Source organism: Streptomyces sp. NPDC050806, assembly GCF_055586425.1.
In genome coordinates this window covers 203,844-224,334 of sequence record NZ_JBVJIF010000002.1, presented here as the reverse complement: position 1 = coordinate 224,334, position 20,491 = coordinate 203,844, and the positions used below count along the sequence as shown (strand labels likewise).

Genomic DNA, 20,491 nt, shown 5'->3' with positions numbered 1-20,491 from the left:
GTGCTCCGGCCCGCCCGCTCAGCCGCCGTACGCGGCGAGCGCCCGGGCCGCCGCGTCCCGCGCGCTGTCCGCCAGCTCCTGCGGCGCCACGATCCGCCCGTCCCGGCCCAGCCGCAGCGCGAGCCGCCGCAGCGACGCGGGGTCCGGCGTACGAAGGGTGATGCGCAGGCCCCCCTCGGGCAGCTCCTCGGCGGTGTCGTGCGGGTAGTACTCGGCGACCCAGCGGCCGCCGGGCCCCACCTCGATCACGACCTCCGGGTCCTCGGCGGCCGGCTGCACCAGCCCCTCGGACAGGTCCCGCAGCTCGATCGGCGGCGGGTCGGCGGGCGCGTCGAGCAGCTTGATCTCGGCCACCCGGTCCAGCCGGAAGGTGCGGCGCGCCTCGGACAGCCGGCACCAGGCCTCGACGTAGGTGTGGCCGATGGTGAAGAGGCGGATGGGGTCCACCTCGCGCTCGGTGAGCTCGTCGCGGGCCGGTGAGTAGTAGCGCAGCCAGAGCCGGCGGCGTTCGGCGATGGCGCGGTCCACGTCGGCGAAGACGCCGCCCTCGGACTCGAAGGTGACGGAGAGGCGGGAGCTGGCGCCGGCCGCCTCGCCCGCCGCGGCCTCCAGCTTGGCGGTGGCCCGCAGCAGCGCCTGCCGGTCGCCCTCGCGCAGGCCGGGCAGGGTGGCCACCGCGCGCGCCGCCACCAGCAGCGCGGTCGCCTCGTCGGCGGCCAGCCGCAGCGGCTCGGCCACGTCGTCGGGGTTGTGCCACCAGATGCGGTCGCCGTCGGTGTCGATGTCGAGCAGGTCGCCACCGCGGAAGCTCGTACCGCACATGGGCAGTACGTCGAGGTCCGCGATCAGCTCGTCCTCGGTGATGCCGAAGGCCCGGGCCACGTCGCTGACGTGGGCGCCGGGGCGCTCACGCAGGTACGTCACCAGGGACAGCATCCGGCGGGTCTGGTCGATGGCGTTCGTCGCCATGGTCTGGTCGCTCCCCCTCAGCCCTTGGCCACGGCACGCAGCCGGTCCACCACATCGGCCCGCAGTTCGGCCGGTTCCAGCACGATCACGTCCGGGCCCAGCTCCACCAGCCAGGCGTCCAGCCCGTGCCCGTACGGAATCTCCAGCTCGTCCCAGCCGTCGCCCGTCGCGCGCACGGACAGCGCGCGGGCGCGCAGCGGGTAGCCGTGGTCGGCGCGCAGCCTGATGCGGGCGGTGCCGGTCGCGGTCTCGCCCGCCCAGCTCTCCACCGTCTCCCGCACGGTCACGTGGTCGGGCACCTCGGCGGTGAACTTCCCCGCGCGCGAGCGGACCTTGCCGGTGATGCGGGAGAGCCGGAAGACCCGCTCGGCCTTGCGGTCGCGGTCCCAGCCCGCCAGGTACCAGTGGCCGCGCCAGCACTCCAGGATCCACGGCTCCACCTGGCGCTGCTCGGGCCGCGCTGCGTTGCCCTTGCGGTAGTCGAAGACGACCGGCCGGCGGTCGCGGCAGGCCAGCATCAGCGGCTCGAAGGCGGCCTCGTGGGCGGGGATGCGGGGCTCCAGGGCGCTGTGCGGCTGCGCCGGGTCGTACGGGCCCTCGTCCTCCGACGCCAGCGGCATGCCGGCCGCGCGCAGCTTCTGGAGCGCACCGCTGGCCGCGCCGGCCAGCCGGGCCTGCTGCCAGATCTTCGCGGCCAGGCCCAGGGCCGCGGCCTCCTCGGCGTCCAGCGTGATCGGCGGGAGGCGGTTGGAGTCGCGGCGGGCGAGGTAGCCGGTCTCACCGTCCAGCCCCTCGACGGTCTCGATGACCATGCCGAGCTCACGCAGGTCGTCCTTGTCCCGCTCGAACATGCGGTTGAACGCTTCGTCGCCCGCGCCGGCCACGGTGTCCCCCGGGCCGAACGCCTCGACGTACGCCTCGATGGAACCGCGCAACTCCCGCTTGGTGAGCGGGCGCCGGGTCCCCAGCAGGCACAGCGCCAGGTTCATCAGCCGCTCGGCCTTGGCAATGGCCATCGACGCCCTTTCTCTAGCTCCCGACCGATGACCGTACCGCTACCGCGAGCCGCTTCAAAAGCCGAGGGCCCATGCCCCCTCGGGGGTATGGGCCCTCAATACTCGCGCCACGCGCCGTGCCGGCGCCGCACAAGGACGTAACCGGCGTCCGGACACGGTGTCCGCGTGGGCGAAAATCAGCGCCGGACCGGGCTGAGCCGGCCCCGGCGTCGCGTCCTCAGACCGAGACCAGGTCGCAGACGAAGATCAGCGTCTCATTCGGGGCGATGCGGCCGCCACCGGCGCCACGCTCGCCGTACGCCAGATGCGCGGGGATGGTCAGCCGGCGGCGGCCGCCGACCTTCATGCCCTGCACGCCCTGGTCCCAGCCCGCGATGACCTGGCCGGCGCCCAGCTGGAACTGCAGCGGCTTGCCGCGGTTCCAGCTCGCGTCGAACTCTTCACCGCTGCTGAAGGAGACGCCGACGTAGTGGACGGAGACGGTGTCCCCCGCCTTGGCGACCGGCCCGTCACCCTCCCACAGGTCCACGATCTCCAGATCGGCGGGCGCGGGGCCCTCCGGGAAGTCGATCTCGGGCTTGTCGATGCTCACGTATGTGCTCCTACGAACGAATCGTTCTACAACGCGGGACAGTCTCGCAGATGACGGCGCGGTGATGATCGCGGCCCGCGGACGGCCTCAGACGGCTCCGATGATGTCCACCGAGAAGACCAGCGTGTTCTTCGCCAGCCCGGACTGCGGGCTGGCGGCGTAGCCGTCCTTCGGCGGCACGACGACCAGGACACGGTCGCCGACGTTCTTGCCGACCAGCGCCTTGTCCCAGCCCTTCACGACCTGGCCGGTGCCGATCTGGAAGGCGGTGGCACCACCGTGCTTCCAGGAGGAGTCGAACATCTTGCCGTCCTCCCACTTCACACCGGTGTACTGCGCGATCACGCCCTGCCCGGCCTTCACCTTCGGGCCGTCCCCCTTGATGAGCACCTGGTCCTTGGTCTCCTTGGGGGCCTTCTCGCCCTTGGGGACGGTGATCGTGGCGGGCTTCTGCCCGTTGTCCTTCGCCTCGGGCATACCGGCCTCCGGCGCCGCCTGCTCCCCCTTGGCCGCGGCCTTCTTGTCGACCTTCTTGGTGTTGACGACGTCGACGACCCAGACCAGGCCGTCGCCCGCCTTCACCCCCGCCTGCGGGTTCAGCTGGTCACCGATGATCGACTTGGCGGTGCCCTCGATCTCGAAGCGGGTACCGACCTTCTTCCCCTCCGCCTCTTCCATCACCTGGGACGGCAGCATCTGCGAGGGCTGGCCGACCTCCCCGACGACCTGCGCCCGCTCCTTGGCGCCCGGCTGCTTGGACCAGGTGCTGCCCAGCGACTGGCCCTTCATCGTCTGCCCGATGAAGTCCAGCCGGACGAAGTCGCCCTTCTTCACGGTCGCGCCCTTGCCCTCGTGGAGCGTCTTCACGACCTTCTTGTCCGACGGCTTGGCGTCCTTGGGCACGCTGATCTTGGGCTGCTCGCCGGCCTTGCCGTCCACCTTCGCGACGCCCGAGGCGGCGGAGTCGTCATCGGACCCGCACGCGGCGGTGAACATCAGGACGGGCACGGCGATCGCCGCGGCCGCGGCACGGCGGGTGTTCTTCGTGAGCTTCATCAAGTCCAACTCGGGCTAGAGGGGTGGGTGGGCAATGCCCGCCACTCTACGACCTGAACCCCTCCGCGCCACGAGCCGAACGCCGCCCCTTTTCCAGAGACAACACGGCGGTGTGCACCGGCTCAATGGCCGTTGACACACCGCCGTGCCCGGAAGGCATCACATTCCCGCGATGAGCTTCTCCACCCGGTCGTCCACGGACCGGAACGGGTCCTTGCACAGCACCGTGCGCTGCGCCTGGTCATTGAGCTTGAGATGCACCCAGTCGACCGTGAAGTCCCTGCGCTGCTCCTGGGCCCGGCGAATGAAATCGCCGCGCAGCCTGGCCCGTGTCGTCTGCGGCGGCACGGACTTGCCCTCGAAGATCTTCAGATCGTTGCACACCCGCGCCGCCTGGCCCTTTTTCTCCAAGAGGTAGTACAGCCCGCGACGGCGGTGGATGTCGTGGTACGCGAGGTCTATCTGCGCCACCCTCGGGTGGGACATGGTGATGTTGTTCTTGCTGCGGTAACGGTCGATCAGCTGGTACTTCATCACCCAGTCGATCTCCGTCGCGACCCGGTCCAGCTGCTCGTCCCGGATCGCCTCCAGCGTGCGGCCCCACAGCTCCAGGACCCGCTCGACGGTGCCCGTACGGATGCCACGGCGGTCGCAGAAGTCCACCGCCTTCTCGTAGTACTCCTGCTGGACTTCCAGGGCCGAGGCCTCCCGGCCGCTCGCCAGCCGCACCTTGCGCTGACCGGTGATGTCGTGGCTGACCTCGCGGATCGCCCGGATGGGGTTCTCCAGGGTCAGGTCCCGCATCACCGTGCCCGCCTCGATCATGCGCAGCACGAGGTCGGTGGCGCCGACCTTCAGCAGCATGGTCGTCTCGGACATGTTGGAGTCACCCACGATGACGTGCAGGCGGCGGTAGCGCTCGGCGTCCGCGTGCGGCTCGTCGCGGGTATTGATGATCGGCCGGGAACGGGTCGTCGCGGAGGAGACCCCTTCCCAGATGTGTTCGGCACGCTGGCTCACGCAGTACACCGCACCGCGCGGCGTCTGCAGCACCTTTCCGGCACCGCACAGCAGCTGACGGGTCACCAGGAACGGAATGAGGATGTCCGCGAGCCTGGAGAACTCCCCGTGCCGGGCCACGAGGTAGTTCTCGTGGCAGCCGTACGAGTTTCCCGCCGAATCGGTGTTGTTCTTGAAGAGATAGACGTCTCCGGCGATTCCCTCCTCATGCAGGCGGCGTTCGGCGTCGACGAGCAGGCCTTCGAGAATGCGCTCGCCGGCCTTGTCGTGGGTGACCAGCTCGGTCACGTTGTCGCACTCGGGAGTTGCGTATTCCGGGTGCGATCCCACGTCCAAGTACAGGCGGGCACCGTTCCGCAGGAAGACATTGCTGCTGCGGCCCCATGACACGACACGGCGGAAGAGGTACCGCGCCACTTCGTCGGGAGACAGGCGGCGCTGTCCCCTGAACGTACACGTGACGCCGTACTCGTTCTCCAGCCCGAAAATGCGGCGGTCCATGACTGAACATTACGCCTGATGGCCAGCTCTGAAACCGGGTTCGACGGCACCGTTCCGATCATTTTCCGCCTGGACGCCACGCACCGTCCGAATCCCGGACGGCAGCAGAAAACGCCGCGCCGCCAGCATCACGGCCAGCGCGGCCACGCCACCACCGCCCGCGACCGCGAAACCCGCCGTCGCGCCGCCCAGCTCCACCGCCGGGCCCACCACGGACGTACCCACGGCGGCCCCCACCCCGAACGTCGTGACCAGCCACGAGAACGCCTCCGTCACCGTGCCGCCCGGCGCGTGCCGGTCCACCACGATGAACGCGCACGCCAGCGCCGGCGCCAGGAACACACCCGCCAGCCCGGTCAGCGCCGTCATCCCGGCCACCCCCGGCGCCAGCGACAACGGCAGATACCCGAGCGCCAGCAGCCCGATCAGCACCCGCAACCGGTGCTCCGGCTCCCCCGGCCACTCCCGCGCCCCGTACACCACGCCGCCGACCAGCGCCCCCGCACCCAGCGCGGAAAGGAGGTAGCTGGAGACCATCCCGCCGCCGTGCGTATCGGCGTACGCCACCGCCGCCACCGCGATCGACCCCAGCGCCAGCCCCACGAAGAAGAACGACCCGATGAGGACCAGCATGCCGGACGAGCGCAGCGCCCCCAGCCAGTGCGCCTCGCGCGGCGCGCTGCGCCATTCGCGGGACGGCGCCGAGACCACCACCGACAGCGCGCCGAGCACGCCTAGGACATTGATGACCAGCAGCGCGACCCGTTCGGACCAGGCCGCGACGCTCAGCGTCACCAGCAGCGGGCCGACCGCGAACATGACCTCCTGCGCCACCGCGTCCAGCGCGTACGCCGCGTGCACCCGCTCCGGCCGCTTCAGGACGCCCGGCCACAGCGCCCGCAGCCCGCCCTCCAGCGGTGGCGTGAAGAACCCGGCGACCACCATGGCCGCGTACGCCGGCCAGACCGGATCGATGCCGACCGCGGCCAGCAGAACCATGCCCAGCGCCGACAGGACGGCCGAGGGGAGCATGACGCGCGGCTGGCCCCACAGGTCCACCGCGCGGCCCAGCAGCGGCTGTCCTACGGCGTTGCAGAGGCCGTACACGGCCGAGAGCACCCCCGCCAGGGCGTAGCTGCCGCCCTCGGCCCGGGTGAAGAGCACCACCGCCAGCGCCGCCGTGGCGTTCGGCAGCCGTCCGACCAACGTGCCGACCAGCAGCCGCGCCGCGTGGCGCGTCCTGAGCAGCTCCGCGTAACCCGCGGCCATGTCCGCCCCTCTCCGCCGGCCACCGGGGCCGGGTGCCCACCCTCAAGTGTTACGTATAACGTGTCCCGCCATACGTACCATGGCCGCTGACCGCGGGTCCACCGCGCACACCACAACAGCACCGCCGCACGAAGGGCAGCCACACCAGTGACCGAACAGGGGGCGGCGGCACGGGGCCCCGGAACGCCGGACGCGGGAACACGCACCACCCGGCCGCACACGACGGCCGAGGCGCCCCGCGTCACCAGCAAGGACGTGGCACGGGCCGCCGGCGTCTCGCAGGCCGCCGTCTCCCTCGTCCTCGGCGACAAGTGGCGCGGCCGGGTGTCCCAGGCCAAGGCCGACGCCGTACGCACCGCGGCACGCGAACTCGGCTACCGCCCCAACCTCGCGGCCCGCAGCCTGCGCCTCGGCCGCACCCGCACCGCCCTGCTCGTCGTCCCGGCCCTCACCACCGAATTCTTCGCCCGCGTCTACACCGGCGCCGCCCGCATCGCCGCCGACAGCGGCTTCGGCCTCGTGCTCTACCCCTCCCCCGAGGGAATCGGCCCCGCCCGCGACCCCTTCGACTCCGCACGCGCCACCCTCGACGGCGTCATCGCCTCCTCCATGGCCGCCGATGCGCTGACCGCCCTCTACGGCGAGGGCCTCCCCCTCGTCATGCTGGACAGCGACCCGAACGGCACCCCGGCCGCCGCCACCGTCAACCTCGACATCGCCCACGGCGCCCGCCTCGCCGCCCACCACCTGCTCGACCTCGGCCACCGGCGGCTCACCCACCTCGCCGCCGACGTCGACTCCTGGACCTTCCACCTCCGCGCCGAAGCCCTCGCGGAGACCGTGGCGGCCGTACCGGGGACCGCCCTGCACCGCCTGCCCGCACCGCTCAGCGTCGACGCCGGACTGCACGCAGCGCACGCCGCGCTGACCGCACCCGGCCCCCGCCCCACCGCCCTCGTCTGCGACGACGACCTGCTCGCCGCCGGCGCCTGCAAGGCCGCCCGCCGCCTCGGCCTGCGCGTACCCGAGGACGTCTCCATCACCGGCTTCGACGACCTCGCGCTGGCCACCGCCGTCGAACCCGAACTGACGACCGTACGGCTGCCCGCCGAGGAGTTCGGCGCCGCCGGCATGCGCGCGCTCATCGACGTCCTGGCCGGCCGGCCGCCCGCCGCCCCCACCACCCTCCCCGTCGAACTGGTCACCCGCGGCTCGACCGCCCCGCCCCCACCCGGCGAGCCACACTCCTGACGCACTGTCAGGGCGCTGGTGGGCCCGCTCCGGGGCCCTGCACACACCGCGCCGCCCCGGCGGGAAACAACCCACCGGGGCGGCGCGAAACGTACGCGAGCGGCAGCTCAGCTCTCCGAGTCGGAGCCCTCCTCGGCCTCGCCGTCGGCCACGGCATCGGCTTCGGCGGCCGACGTCGCCGCCGCACCGTCCGCCTCCAGCAACCGCGCGAGCTGACGGCCCAGCACCCGCTTGAACTTCCGCTGCTGCGGCCGCTTGCGGTCCAGGACCGCGACCTCCAGCTGCTCGGCGGTCAGCGTCCGCTCACCACCGTTGTTGTCCCGCGACAGCGACTCCACGGCGAGCTTCAGCGCCTCGCCCAGCGTCATGCCGTCCCGGTGGTGCTGATCGAGGTAGCTGCTGATCTGATCGGCATTACCACCGACCGCGACCGAACCATGCTCGTCCACGATCGAACCGTCATGCGGCAGCCGGTAGATCTGGTCATCCTCCGGAGTGGGCCCCACCTCGGCGACCAGCAGCTCCACCTCGTACGGCTTCTCACCCGCGCTGGAGAAGATCGCACCGAGCGTCTGGGCATAGGTGTTCGCCAGCCCGCGCGCCGTCACGTCCTCACGGTCGTAGGTGTAACCCCGCAGATCGGCGTAGCGCACACCACCGATACGGAGGTTCTCGAACTCGTTGTATTTACCGACCGCCGCGAAGGCGATCCGATCATAGATCTCGCTGACCTTGTGCAGTGCACGGGAAGGATTCTCGGCGACGAAAACGACGCCGTCGGCATACTGCAGGGCGACAACACTGCGTCCGCGCGCGATGCCCTTGCGGGCGTACTCGGCGCGATCGGCCATGGCCTGCTGGGGTGAGACATAGAACGGCGTCGACACCGGCTATCCGTCCCTTTCTGTCAATGGCTCTCTCACGGCGAAAGCCCCTCCGGATCCGTCATCCACTGTCGTCACGTCAGAGCAGAGCGGCCCGCGGGCCGTCGGGCTCCTCCATGCGCCGCTCGTGGACGGCACGGGCGATCTCGGAGACCTCGTCCTCGGTGAGCTTCTTGAAGCCCTCGTCATTGATCACCGTGACGATCGGATAGATCCGCCGGCCCATGTCCGGGCCACCGGTGGCCGAGTCGTCGTCCGCGGCGTCGTACAGCGCCTGCACGACAGCGGTCGCCGCGTCGTTCTCCGAGAAGTCGTCCCGGAACAGCTTCTTCAGAGCACTGCGCGCGAAGACCGAACCGGAGCCCGTCGCGGCGTAATTCCGCTCCTCCGAACGCCCACCGGTCACGTCGTACGAGAAGATGCGGCCCTTCTCGCGGTCGATGTCGTACCCCGCGAACAGCGGCACCACGGCCAGACCCTGCATGGCCATGCCCAGATTGCTGCGGATCATCGTCGAAAGGCGGTTCGCCTTGCCCTCCAGGGACAGCTGCGCGCCCTCGACCTTCTCGTAGTGCTCCAGCTCCAGCTGGAAGAGCTTGACCATCTCGACGGCCAGGCCCGCGGTGCCGGCGATGCCGACCGCGCTGTACTCGTCCGCCGGGAACACCTTCTCGATGTCCCGCTGCGCGATGACATTGCCCATCGTCGCGCGACGGTCACCGGCCAGCACGACGCCCCCGGGGAACGTCGCCGCGACGATCGTCGTGCCGTGCGGCGCCTCGATCGCCCCCTGCACGGGCGGCATCGGCCGGTTCCCCGGCAGCAGCTCCGGCGAGTGGTCGCTGAGAAAGTCCATGAACGAGGAGGATCCAGGCGTCAGGAAGGCAGACGGTAGACGCCCGGTGCTTCGAGTATTGGCTTCCACGGGTTCCCTTCCAGATATGCGATGGCCCGGCGCAGCGCGCCTGGGTCATCTTGGAACTTGCCCAGTCCCGAATTGCAGTTGAAGCACAGTACGCCTCGGACTTTACCCGTCTTGTGATCGTGATCCACATGCACGGGCACAGGCGCGAGACAGATGGGGCAGATGCCGAACTGCTCCTCGATGAGCGCGTCGCGCTCGGCTTCGGTCATGCCGTATTGGCGCTTGAGGTGGCCGGCACGCCCTTGAATGGCCCGACATGCCTTGCAGCGCGTCGACAGCCCATCGGAGGCACTCGCATTGCGATGCCAATCGCTGTGCGGCTTGACTTCGCCACACGTGCGGCATTGCTTGTGCCCAGGCGGGAGCTCCACCTTCTCGCGGACCGTCTTGCCCAGAGCCTCCCGGCGACGCCGGTAGTACGCGGCCCCGTACTCGGCCACGCACTGCCGGCACCGCACCTGGAGCCCGTCCCGCCGATTCTTGTCCGCAGCAAACCGGTCGAGCGCTAAGCGCTGCTTGCACCCGGTGCACTGCTTATCGGCAGATTCGGACATTTCGCTCATTCGCCGCCTTTTTGCACGAAACTCCGCACGAAGTCCTCGGCATTTTCCTCAAGTACATCGTCGATCTCGTCCAGCACGGAGTCCACGTCGTCCGACAGCTTTTCCTGGCGCTCCTTGAGGTCCTCGGACGCTTCCGCGTCCTGAGTCTGCTCCTCGACCTCTTCGGTGGTGCGCGAAGCCTTCTGCTGTCCGCCGCCGGTGTCCTTGGTCGCCATATCCCTCACCCCGCTCGGTTCGCCCCGCTCGATGTGACTGTCAAGATCAGACCTTACAAGCTGGGTCCGACATCGGCCCTGCACTTTCCCTCAACGTCCGGGACCCACTTCGATGATTCCCGCCGGGCGGGCCTTTCAGCCGCCCGGCGGGGACCGGATCGGTCACGATCGGGCCTCTCATCAGGCCGTGAGCGGCCCGTTCGCGGCTTTACCGCCTCAGCCGCCGCTCAGTACCCGGACCAGGTCCTCCGCCGTGCGGCAGCGGTCCAGGAGCTCCTTGACGTGGTTCCGGGTGCCCCGCAGCGGTTCCAGTGTCGGGACCCGCTGGAGGGAGTCGCGGCCGGGCAGATCGAAGATCACGGAGTCCCAGGAGGCGGCCGCGACATCGTCCGCGTACTGCTCCAGACAGCGGCCCCGGAAGTAGGCCCTGGTGTCCTCCGGCGGCTTGATCTCCGCCTTCTCCACGTCCGCCTCGGTCACCAGGCGCTGCATCTTGCCTCGTGCCGCCAGCCGGTTGTAGAGGCCCTTGTCGGGCCGTACGTCGGCGTACTGGAGGTCGACCAGGTGCAGCCGCGCCGCGTCCCAGTCGAGGTTGTCGCGGCGCCGGTAGCCCTCCATGAGCTCCCGCTTGGCGACCCAGTCCAGCGTGCCGGACAGGCTCATCGGGTCGTTCTCCAGCCGGCCGAGCACGTCCTCCCAACGGCTGAGGACGTCCTTGGTCTGCGCGTCCGCGTCGGCGCCGAAGCGCTCCTCGACGTACTTGCGTGCCAGCTCGTAGTACTCCATCTGGAGCTGTACGGCGGTGAGGGTCCGGCCGCTGCGGAGCGTGATGAGCTGTTGCAGCGACGGGTCGTGCGAGACCTGGTGGAGGGTGCGTACGGGCTGGTCGACGGCGAGGTCGACGTTGATGAAGCCGTCCTCGATCATGGAGAGGACCAGCGCCGTCGTGCCCAGCTTCAGGTAGGTGGAGATCTCCGAGAGGTTCGCGTCGCCGATGATCACGTGCAGCCGGCGGTACTTCTCGGCGTCGGCGTGCGGCTCGTCGCGGGTGTTGATGATGGGCCGCTTGAGCGTCGTCTCCAGACCCACCTCCACCTCGAAGTAGTCGGCGCGCTGGCTGATCTGGAAGCCGTGCTCGTGGCCGTCCTGGCCGATGCCGACCCGGCCGGCGCCGCAGACGACCTGGCGGGAGACGAAGAAGGGGGTGAGGTGGCGCACGATGTCCGAGAAGGGGGTCTCCCGCTTCATCAGGTAGTTCTCGTGCGTGCCGTAGGAGGCGCCCTTGTTGTCGGTGTTGTTCTTGTAGAGGTGGATCGGCTGGGCGCCGGGGACCTGGGCGGCCTTCTCGGCGGCCTCGGCCATGATGCGTTCGCCGGCCTTGTCCCACAGCACGGCGTCGCGCGGGTTGGTGACCTCGGGGGCGCTGTACTCGGGGTGCGCGTGGTCGACGTAGAGCCGCGCGCCGTTGGTGAGGATGACGTTGGCCAGGCCGATGTCCTCGTCGGTGAGCTGGCTGGCGTCCGCATTCTCACGTGCGAGGTCGAAGCCGCGGGCGTCCCGCAGCGGGTTCTCCTCCTCGAAGTCCCACCGGGCGCGGCGCGCCCGGTGCATCGCCGCCGCGTAGGCGTTGACGACTTGGGACGAGGTGAGCATGGCATTGGCGTTCGGGTGGCCGGGGACGGAGATGCCGTACTCCGTCTCGATGCCCATTACTCGCCGTACGGTCATGCGGCCCTCCTTGCCCGGCGGCGCCCCCTGCTGGGGTCGGCGCTCAAGTACCGCTGCGCTTCCGGTCCGTATGCGGTCCCCGCTTCCGCACTGAGTGGTGCGGCGGTACCGAAGAGCCTAGAACGCCGATGCGGCGCTGGGGAGATCATTACAGTCATTGCTCCAGTCCGGTTTTCCCTGTTCCGCCGGGTCCCCTCCAGGGGGCGTCCCACCCCTGGAAATGCGTCCGGCTGCGGACGCCCCGCCCGGGACATCCGCAGCCGGTGAGCGGTGTTACAGGTACTGACCGGTGTTCGCCACCGTGTCGATCGAGCGGCCGGTGTCCGCGCCCTGCTTGCCGGTGACGAGGGTGCGGATGTACACGATCCGCTCGCCCTTCTTTCCGGAGATGCGGGCCCAGTCGTCGGGGTTGGTGGTGTTCGGGAGGTCCTCGTTCTCCTTGAATTCGTCCACGCACGCCTGGAGCAGGTGGGCGACCCGGAGGCCCTTCTGGTTCTGTTCGAGGAAGGCCTTGATGGCCATCTTCTTGGCGCGTCCGACGATGTTTTCGATCATGGCGCCGGAGTTGAAGTCCTTGAAGTACAGGACTTCCTTGTCACCGTTGGCGTAGGTGACCTCCAGGAAGCGGTTCTCCTCGGATTCCGCGTACATCTGCTCGACGACCGACTGGATCATGGCGCTGACCGCGGCCTTCGGCGACCCGCCGTGCTCGGAGAGGTCGTCGGTGTGCAGCGGCAGCCGGTCGGTGAGGTACTTCGAGAAGATGTCCTTGGCGGCCTCGGCGTCCGGACGCTCGATCTTGATCTTCACGTCGAGACGGCCGGGGCGCAGGATCGCCGGGTCGATCATGTCCTCACGGTTCGAGGCACCGATGACGATCACATTTTCCAGGCCCTCCACACCGTCGATCTCGGAGAGCAGCTGCGGGACGATGGTGTTCTCCACGTCCGAGCTGACGCCGGAGCCACGGGTGCGGAAGAGGGAGTCCATCTCGTCGAAGAAGACGATGACGGGCGTGCCCTCGCTGGCCTTCTCCCTGGCCCGCTGGAAGACCAGGCGGATGTGCCGCTCGGTCTCGCCGACGTACTTGTTGAGGAGCTCGGGGCCCTTGATGTTGAGGAAGAAGCTCTTCCCCGCGGGCTTGCCGGTCACCTCGGCGACCTTCTTGGCGAGGGAGTTGGCGACCGCCTTGGCGATGAGTGTCTTGCCGCAGCCGGGCGGGCCGTAGAGCAAGACGCCCTTCGGCGGGCGCAGTTCGTGCTCCTTGAAGAGATCGGGGTAGAGGTACGGGAGCTCGACGGCGTCCCGGATCAGCTCGATCTGGCCGCCGAGACCGCCGATCTTGGTGTAGTCGATGTCCGGTACCTCTTCGAGGACCAGCTCTTCGACCTCGCTCTTGGGGATGACCTCGTAGACGTAGCCGGAGCGGGGTTCGAGCAGCAGGGCGTCGCCGGGGCGGATGGTGATGTCCAGCAGCGGCTCGGCGAGCCGCACCACCCGTTCCTCGTCGGTGTGCCCGATCACCAGGGCGCGCTCGCCGTCCTCCAGGATCTCCTTGAGGGTGACGATGTCCCCGGCGCGCTCGAACTCCATGGCCTCGACCACGTTGAGCGCTTCATTGAGCATGACCTCCTGGCCACGCCTGAGCTCTTCGAGCTCGACGCTCGGGCTGACGTTGACCCGGAGCTTTCGGCCTCCGGTGAAAATGTCGGCCGTGCCGTCCTCGTTCGCCGTCAGGAAGACACCGAAGCCGGCCGGCGGCTGCGCGAGCCGGTCGACTTCCTCCTTGAGCGCGACGATCTGGTCGCGGGCCTCACGGAGAGTATTGGCGAGTCGCTCGTTCTGAGCCGATACGCCGGCCAGGTTTGTCTGCAGCTCGACGATCCGCTCTTCGAGAATCCTCGTGTGACGCGGAGAGTCGGCGAGCTTGCGTCGCAGGACGGCGATCTCCTGCTCGAGATAGGCAACCTGGCCGGCAGGGTCGTCAGACCCCCGCCCCGGCCGGATGCCGCGGTTGATGTCGTCGTCGTGGGCTGCCACGGTCCTCACCTCCTCCAAGGGGAGCTGGACGCTTCCTGACCCTACCTGGGCCGGTGCAGGTTGAAACCCCTAGATCGAAAAGACTGTCGGGGTGTGTCCGATCTTCACCCTTGCGCACGTCCTCACCCTGGGGTGATACCCACCCGACAACATCCGAAAGCGGCCGGTTGTATCGTCGACACGGTCAACACCCGTCAGTGCTGGCACTACTTAGTCAACATCGGTTAAACGCACGTAGGAACGGCAGGCGAGATGAGCGCCCAGGAAGAAGCCACCGAGCTCGAGGTCTGGATCGACCAGGACCTGTGCACCGGCGACGGCATCTGTGCGCAGTACGCGCCGGAGGTTTTCGAGCTCGACATCGACGGGCTCGCGTACGTGAAGAGCGCCGACGACGAGCTGCTCCAGGACAAGGGCGCCACCACACCGGTGCCGCTGCCGCTGCTCAACGACGTGCGGGACTCCGCGAAGGAGTGCCCCGGCGACTGCATCCACGTACGCCGCGTGTCGGACAAGGCCGAGGTCTACGGCCCGGACGCGGAGTAGCCGACGGGCGACGGGCCGCGGCCGCCGGGCGGGGGACGGGACGGCGGCCGTCGGTGACGTCACGTGACGGCCGGCCGGAGCAAGGGCCCGCGCCGTACGGTCGGACACGTACAGGGAGTGGCCGGAAACCGCACTGTTCGGACGGGCACTCACAGGACTCGGTCGGGCGCGCGCACGATGTCGGGCGCGCGCACGATGCGGTCGGATGCCGCGGCGAGATGCCTTTGATATGCCTGGGGCAGGGTCGCTGTGTGACGCCCGGGGAGGCGGGCCGGGGTCAGATGCCGCGGGAAGCGGGGAGTTCGCTTCCGGCGCTGGACGTTTCGCTCTGGACGAACTTGCCGTCCTGCCACCGCCACTTGGTGCCCTTGTGAATGTCGGGGCAGCAGCGCGGCACATCGGTGTCGGAGTACCCCAGGAGCGTGGCGCTCACGGCCCCTCCCGAGAGCGTGAGGTCCTGCACGCTGAACTTGTCCGCGGGGTCGACGAGGGTCGCCACCACGCGCGGCGCGGCGCCTTGGACGGACGGCGCGGCGAGGACGTACACCCCACTGGGCGGCGTGCCCATCTCGGCCTTGCAGCGCACCACCGCGACGGTCTCCGGTCCGCCGTCGCCGTCGAGGTCTCCCGAGACCTTGTCGGTCACCTGGACCGGGTTGGGCCCGCAGTCGAGCGGGTAGTGCGCGGACCGGGCGTCCGGGGCGGTGGCCGCGGGGGCGGGGCGGCCGTCGGCCGAGGTCGCGGCGGAGGCGGTCGGGACCGTGCCGGCAGGCTGGACGAGGGAGGCCAGGGCGACCACGCCAGCGACGGCGGTCGCGGTGGCGAGCCACTGCATGAGGGTCGTGCTGGTGTGCGGAAGGTCCGGGCCTGCCAAGGACTGCACGCGGAATAACTCCTGGGAAGAGCTGTGGCGGTGGGGGTTGCCCGGCATCGTTCCACACGACGCCCTGCCACGGAACCAACAAGTCCGGACCAAGAGAAAAACTTGAAGAACTCGGTCCTTGCCCTGGGAACGCGGCTGCCCCACGCGGGGTTCCCGAACGGTGGAAAACACCCCGGAACCGGCCATGCGGACGCCCGGCGGCCGTGGTTCGGCCATGGTTCGGCCCGTGCCCCGAAACGCGTCGGCGCCGCCGGTGGCTCCCTGTCGGGAACTCACGGGCGGCGCCGTGCGGTTCGGTACGTGGCGGTGAGCCGTACGGAGTCAGCTCCCGGTGGAGTCCTCGCGGCTCTCCCGGCCGGCGTCCGCCTGCGCGGTCGCTTCCTGACCGGCCTGCTCACGCTCCTTCTTCTCGCGCAGCTTCTGGGCCGGGCTCTTGTGCTCCTGGGCGGGCGCGGACTGGCCACCGGGGCCGGTGTAGTCCTCGCCGTACGCGCCCTTGGCGGGCCGGCGGCGGCGCAGCGGCGGCTCCACGCCGTCCGCGAGGCGGCGGGCGGTGAGCAGGAAGCCGGTGTGGCCGATCATGCGGTGGTCGGGGCGGACGGCCAGGCCCTCGACGTGCCAGGTGCGGACCATGGTCTCCCAGGCCGACGGCTCGTTGAAGGTGCCGTGGTCGCGGATGGCCTCGACGGTGCGGGCCATCTGGGTCGTGGTGGCGACGTACGCGCAGAGGATGCCGCCGGGGACGAGCGCCTTGGAGACGGCGTCCAGGCACTCCCAGGGGGCGAGCATGTCCAGGATGACCCGGTCGACCTCGGTGTCGGAGAGGTTGTCCTGGAGGTCACCGACCGTGAGCGTCCACGCGGGGTGCGGGCCCCCGAAGTAGCGCTCGACGTTCTGGGTGGCGATCTCGGCGAAGTCGGCGCGCCGCTCGTAGCTGTGCAGCATGCCCTGGTCGCCGATGGCGCGCAGCAGGAAGCTGCTGAGCGAGCCGGATCCGACTCCCGCCTCGACGACGCGGGCGCCGGGGAAGATGTCGGCCATCGCCAGGATCTGCCCCGCGTCCTTGGGGTAGACCACGGCGGCACCGCGGGGCATGGACAGGACGTAGTCGGGGAGCAGGGGGCGCAGCGCGAGGTAGGCGACGTTCCCGGTGGTACGGACAACACTGCCCTCGGGAGCGCCGATCAGCTCGTCGTGGGGGAAGGCTCCCTTGTGGGTGTGGAAGCTCTTCCCCGCTTCGAGCGTGAACGTGTAGTGGCGACCCTTGGGATCGGTGAGCTGGACCTGGTCCCCGACCTTGAAGGGCCCGCGACGGCGGGCGGCACCGGTCGGTTCGGACATGTGACCAGCCTACCGGGCGTGCGGAGCACTCCGTACCAGGGCGGGCCGGGGGACGGTGCGGGGCCGGGGCCGGGGCAGTGGGGGCGGGGCTGTGCGGGGAGAGGGGCGCGGCCCCCGAGGTGAGCCGGGTCCGGGCCCGGCCGGGCGCGGCGCTGCGGCCGGGCACGACACCTCGGATGCGGGCTTCGGCCGGGCACGACGCCCGGGACGCGGTGCTTCGGCCGGGGACAGCTCCTCGGACGCGGTGCTTCGGCCGGGAACAGCTCGTCGGACGCGGCGCTGCGGCCGGCACGACGACGCCTGGGACGCGGCGCTTCGGCTCCGGGCGCGGCGCCTACGTGGCGGGTCGAACACCCCCGTCCCCCCCAGCTGGGGGTTACCCGGGAGGGGCGGGCGGGAATCATGCTCGGCGCTCTCAGGAAGGCCGGGCCATGGCCGCTACGAAGGCCTTTTCGACGTCGGCGGCGGAGAGGACGCCGTAGATCTCGCCGGTGTCCTCCACGACCAGGTACTCGGTGGCCGGGGTGGTGCGGAGGTGGTCCAGGAGATCCTCGCCGGCCAGCTCGGCCGGGACCCGCATGCCCTCCTTCAGCTCCTGCGCGAGGCCGCTCACCGCGACCCAGGGGCGGCGGTGCTCGGGGATGGCGACGATCGACGCCTCGCGGACGACGGCGGTGGGCACGCCGTGCCCGTCCACGACGACCAGGGCGCGGGCGCCCGCTTCGTTGGCGCGGCGCAGCGCTTCGGAGAGCGGCAGGCTCGGCTCCACGGGGACGGCGCGCCGGGTGAGCGTACGGGCCCGGAGGTCGGGGAGGTGCGCGCGGAGCCGGGCCATGCGCAGGCTGTTGCCGGCGCCGGTCCAGATGATCGCGGCGAGGATCGCGGCGAGCAGGGCGTCCGTGAGGGAGTCGACGCCGCCGATCTCGGGGCGTTCGTTGCCCAGCGCCCCGGTGTGGGTGAGCAGCGGCAGTCCGATGAGCACGGCGACGGCGAGCGCGCGGCCGACCCAGGCGGCGGCGACGGTGCCGGTCATCGGCTTGCCGGTGACGGCCCAGACGACGGCGCGGAGCATCCGGCCGCCGTCGAGGGGGAGGCCGGGGAGCAGGTTGAAGATCGCCACGATGAGGTTGGAGATCATCAGTCCGGCGATCAGGACGCCGGGGACCGTGCCGGGTTCGACGAGGTACATCGCGCCGTAGAAGACGCCGGCGAGCACGAGGGAGAGCAGCGGGCCGACGAAGGCGAGGACGAACTCCCGGCCGGGTGTCTCGGACTCCTTCTCGATCTCCGAGACGCCGCCGAAGAACTGGAGCTGGATGCGGCGTACGGGGAGCTTGAAGCGGAGCGCGGCGACGGTGTGCGCCAGCTCGTGCACCAGGACGGACGCGTAGAAGGCGACGGCGAAGAAGAGGGAGACGAGGTAGCGGGCGGCGCCCAGCTCGGGCAGCACCCGCTCCAGCTGGCCGCCGAAGACCCAGGTGATGAGGGCGGCGACCAGGAACCAGCTGGGGGCGACGTACACGGGCACGCCGAAGGGCTTGCCCATGAGGATGCCGCCGCCGGGGCCGCGGCGTCCGTTGGCGGCGCCGTCGACGGACCCGGGCGTGACGGCGGGCCGGCCGGCCGGCGGGGCCGTCACCCTCTCGGGTACGGCTTTCTCCTGCACGGCCTTCTCGGGTACAGCCCTCTCGGGTACAGCCTTCTCCGGCACGTCCTTGCCGGGCACGGCCTTCTCGGGCACGTCCTCGCCGCGGACGTCCTCGCCGGCTACGTCGTTGCCGCTGACGTCCTTCTCGGGTGCGTCCTTCCCGGTCTCCGCAGTCTCCGCAGTCTCCGTTGCCCGGTCCCGCGGTCCGTCGTCGGCGGTTTCCGGTGCGGCGGCGGACTCCTGGGCGTCCTGCGGGCCCTGCGGCTTCCCGCTCTCGTCCACGGTGTCCCCTCGTCGGTGTGCGGCCTTCGCCCTGACCGGCCTGTCCGGTTCGGTACCACGATCATGCAGGGCGAAGCGGTCCGCGTCGATGGTATGCGGAATGCTGTCGGTGGCGGGCCGTAGGGTCTATGGCTATGGACACGAGCACCGAGAAAGCCGTACGGGCGGCGCCGGCCGCGGCGCGCCCGGTGGCGCTGTCGCCCTCCCGCGCGAGCGATTTCATGCAGTGCCCGCTGCTGTACCGCTTCCGGGTGATCGACAAGCTGCCGGAGAAGCCCAGCGAGGCGGCCACCCGGGGCACGGTGGTGCACGCGGTCCTGGAGCGGCTCTTCGACGCGCCGGCGGCGGAGCGTACGGCGCCGAGCGCGCGGGCCATGGTGCCGGGCGAGTGGGCGAAGCTCCTGGAGAAGCGTCCGGAGCTCGCGGAGCTGTTCGCCGACGATCCGGCGGGCGAGCGGCTGGCGCGCTGGCTGACGGACGCCGAGGCGCTGGTGGAGCGGTGGTTCTCGCTGGAGGATCCGACGCGGCTGGAGCCGGCCGACCGCGAGCTGTACGTGGAGACGGTGCTGGAGTCGGGGCTGCGGCTGCGCGGCTTCATCGACCGGGTGGACGTGGCGCCGACGGGCGAGGTGCGCCTGGTGGACTACAAGACCGGCAAGGCCCCGCGCCCGGAGTACAGCGACGGCCCGCTGTTCCAGATGAAGTTCTACGCGCTGGTGCTGTGGCGGCTGCGCGGGCTGGTGCCGCGCCGGCTGCAGCTGGTCTATCTGGGCAGTGGCGACGTGCTGACGTACGACCCGACCGAGGCGGATCTGCGGGGCGTGGAACGCAAGCTGCTGGCGCTGTGGGACGCGATCCAGCGGGCGACGGATTCGGGTGACTGGCGGCCGCGGCCGACGAAGCTGTGCAACTGGTGCGATCACCAGGCGGTGTGTCCGGAGTTCGGGGGCACTCCCCCGCCGTATCCGCTGGCGCCGGGCGCGCCGGCCGCCGACGGGACGTTGCCGGTGATCCCGGCGCCGCAGTCCGGGGACGCCGCGGCAGGGCAGAATGGGCCCGCAGGCCAATCGAAGGAGAGTTCGTGACTATCCGCGTCCTGCTGGTCGACGACCAGCCGCTGCTGCGTACCGGCTTCCGGATGATCCTGGAGGCGGAGCAGGACATCGCGGTCGTCGGCGAGGCCGGTGACGGTATGCAGGCGCTGGATCAGGTGCGGGCGCTCCAGCCCGACGTGGTGCTGATGGACATCCGTATGCCGCGGATGGACGGCGTGGAGGCGACCCGCCGGATCACCGGTCCGGCGAAGGACGGCCCGGCGAAGGTCCTGGTGCTGACCACGTTCGATCTGGACGAGTACGTCGTGGAGGCGCTGCGGGCGGGGGCGAGCGGCTTCCTGCTGAAGGACGCGCCGGCGAACGAGCTGGTGCAGGCGATCCGGGTGGTGGCGGCCGGCGAGGCGATGCTCGCGCCGAGCATCACGCGCCGTCTGCTGGACAAGTACGCCACGCATCTCCCGTCGGGCGAGGAGCCGGTGCCGGACACGCTCGGCACGTTGACCGAGCGTGAGGTGGAGGTGCTGAAGCTGGTCGCGCGCGGCCTGTCGAACGCGGAGATCGCGGCGGACCTGTTCGTCAGCGAGACGACGGTGAAGACGCACGTGGGGCATGTGCTGACGAAGCTGGGCCTGCGGGACCGGGTGCAGGCTGCGGTGTACGCGTACGAGAGCGGGCTGGTGCGTCCCGGCGCGCAGTAGCCGCTGCGG

The 20,491-nt window shown here is 70.4% G+C and carries 19 protein-coding genes; 4 read left to right on the top strand and 15 right to left on the bottom strand.

Annotated features, from left to right (window positions below; translation table 11 throughout):
• Positions 1-18 precede the first annotated feature (18 nt).
• The 6 genes from ACZ6WH_RS06430 to ACZ6WH_RS06405 all read right to left on the bottom strand — a co-directional run bounded on the left by ACZ6WH_RS06430 (position 19) and on the right by ACZ6WH_RS06405 (position 6,423).
• Positions 19-969 (bottom strand): helix-turn-helix transcriptional regulator, encoded by a 951-nt coding sequence (locus tag ACZ6WH_RS06430; protein WP_432852117.1) that lies wholly within the window; start codon positions 967-969, stop codon positions 19-21.
• A 17-nt stretch (positions 970-986) separates the two neighbouring features.
• Positions 987-1,985: a helix-turn-helix transcriptional regulator gene (locus ACZ6WH_RS06425; RefSeq protein ID WP_361564886.1), complete on the bottom strand. Its 999-nt coding sequence runs from the start codon at positions 1,983-1,985 to the stop codon at positions 987-989.
• 217 nt (positions 1,986-2,202) lie between these two features.
• Positions 2,203-2,577: an FKBP-type peptidyl-prolyl cis-trans isomerase gene (locus ACZ6WH_RS06420; RefSeq protein WP_469726501.1), complete on the bottom strand. Its 375-nt coding sequence runs from the start codon at positions 2,575-2,577 to the stop codon at positions 2,203-2,205.
• 87 nt (positions 2,578-2,664) lie between these two features.
• Positions 2,665-3,633, bottom strand: coding sequence for an FKBP-type peptidyl-prolyl cis-trans isomerase (locus ACZ6WH_RS06415; RefSeq protein WP_432852125.1), 969 nt, complete (start codon positions 3,631-3,633; stop codon positions 2,665-2,667).
• Between the two features lie 159 nt (positions 3,634-3,792).
• A complete protein-coding gene (gene pafA, locus ACZ6WH_RS06410) occupies positions 3,793-5,154 on the bottom strand; it encodes a Pup--protein ligase (RefSeq protein ID WP_030616433.1) in 1,362 nt (453 codons plus the stop codon).
• Positions 5,155-5,163: 9 nt separating this feature from the next.
• Positions 5,164-6,423, bottom strand: coding sequence for an MFS transporter (locus ACZ6WH_RS06405; RefSeq protein ID WP_432852129.1), 1,260 nt, complete (start codon positions 6,421-6,423; stop codon positions 5,164-5,166).
• A 255-nt stretch (positions 6,424-6,678) separates the two neighbouring features.
• Here ACZ6WH_RS06405 and ACZ6WH_RS06400 point away from each other — a divergent pair, with 255 nt between their 5' ends.
• Positions 6,679-7,674 (top strand): LacI family DNA-binding transcriptional regulator, encoded by a 996-nt coding sequence (locus ACZ6WH_RS06400; RefSeq protein WP_469727193.1) that lies wholly within the window; start codon positions 6,679-6,681, stop codon positions 7,672-7,674.
• 107 nt (positions 7,675-7,781) lie between these two features.
• Here ACZ6WH_RS06400 and prcA read toward each other — a convergent pair whose 3' ends face one another.
• The 6 genes from prcA to arc form a co-directional block, all read right to left on the bottom strand.
• A complete protein-coding gene (gene prcA / locus ACZ6WH_RS06395; protein ID WP_432852134.1) occupies positions 7,782-8,561 on the bottom strand; it encodes a proteasome subunit alpha in 780 nt (259 codons plus the stop codon).
• A gap of 76 nt (positions 8,562-8,637) precedes the next feature.
• Positions 8,638-9,483, bottom strand: coding sequence for a proteasome subunit beta (prcB, locus tag ACZ6WH_RS06390; protein WP_432852137.1), 846 nt, complete (start codon positions 9,481-9,483; stop codon positions 8,638-8,640).
• Complete coding sequence (locus tag ACZ6WH_RS06385; protein ID WP_469727191.1) at positions 9,435-10,037, bottom strand: endonuclease VII domain-containing protein; 603 nt, start codon at positions 10,035-10,037, stop codon at positions 9,435-9,437. Before ACZ6WH_RS06385 ends, prcB begins: the two co-directional genes overlap by 49 nt.
• Before the next feature lie 5 nt (positions 10,038-10,042).
• Positions 10,043-10,261, bottom strand: coding sequence for a ubiquitin-like protein Pup (locus tag ACZ6WH_RS06380; protein WP_030616454.1), 219 nt, complete (start codon positions 10,259-10,261; stop codon positions 10,043-10,045).
• A 216-nt stretch (positions 10,262-10,477) separates the two neighbouring features.
• Positions 10,478-11,989 (bottom strand): depupylase/deamidase Dop, encoded by a 1,512-nt coding sequence (gene dop / locus ACZ6WH_RS06375; protein WP_469726498.1) that lies wholly within the window; start codon positions 11,987-11,989, stop codon positions 10,478-10,480.
• A gap of 273 nt (positions 11,990-12,262) precedes the next feature.
• Entirely contained in the window at positions 12,263-14,029 is a 1,767-nt protein-coding gene (arc, locus tag ACZ6WH_RS06370; RefSeq protein ID WP_361564862.1) for a proteasome ATPase, read from the bottom strand.
• Positions 14,030-14,281: 252 nt separating this feature from the next.
• On the opposite strand from arc, the gene ACZ6WH_RS06365 reads away from it, so the two are divergent.
• Positions 14,282-14,575 (top strand): ferredoxin, encoded by a 294-nt coding sequence (locus ACZ6WH_RS06365; protein WP_030252045.1) that lies wholly within the window; start codon positions 14,282-14,284, stop codon positions 14,573-14,575.
• Between the two features lie 277 nt (positions 14,576-14,852).
• Here the strand turns inward: ACZ6WH_RS06365 and ACZ6WH_RS06360 are convergent, their stop codons facing one another.
• The 3 genes from ACZ6WH_RS06360 to ACZ6WH_RS06350 form a co-directional block, all read right to left on the bottom strand.
• Positions 14,853-15,458: a hypothetical protein gene (locus ACZ6WH_RS06360; RefSeq protein WP_469726496.1), complete on the bottom strand. Its 606-nt coding sequence runs from the start codon at positions 15,456-15,458 to the stop codon at positions 14,853-14,855.
• 321 nt (positions 15,459-15,779) lie between these two features.
• Positions 15,780-16,799, bottom strand: coding sequence for a tRNA (adenine-N1)-methyltransferase (locus ACZ6WH_RS06355; RefSeq protein ID WP_432852151.1), 1,020 nt, complete (start codon positions 16,797-16,799; stop codon positions 15,780-15,782).
• A gap of 415 nt (positions 16,800-17,214) precedes the next feature.
• Positions 17,215-18,438, bottom strand: a complete 1,224-nt coding sequence (locus ACZ6WH_RS06350; protein WP_432864187.1) for a site-2 protease family protein — start codon at positions 18,436-18,438, stop codon at positions 17,215-17,217.
• A gap of 425 nt (positions 18,439-18,863) precedes the next feature.
• Between ACZ6WH_RS06350 and ACZ6WH_RS06345 the strand changes: the two genes are divergently transcribed.
• Both ACZ6WH_RS06345 and ACZ6WH_RS06340 read left to right on the top strand, forming a co-directional pair.
• Entirely contained in the window at positions 18,864-19,814 is a 951-nt protein-coding gene (locus tag ACZ6WH_RS06345) for a RecB family exonuclease (protein WP_432852154.1), read from the top strand.
• Positions 19,811-20,482 carry a response regulator transcription factor gene (locus tag ACZ6WH_RS06340; protein ID WP_361564847.1) on the top strand — a complete coding sequence of 224 codons (672 nt, stop codon included), beginning with the start codon at positions 19,811-19,813 and terminating at the stop codon, positions 20,480-20,482. The genes ACZ6WH_RS06345 and ACZ6WH_RS06340 overlap by 4 nt, the downstream gene beginning before the upstream one ends.
• Positions 20,483-20,491 lie beyond the last annotated feature (9 nt).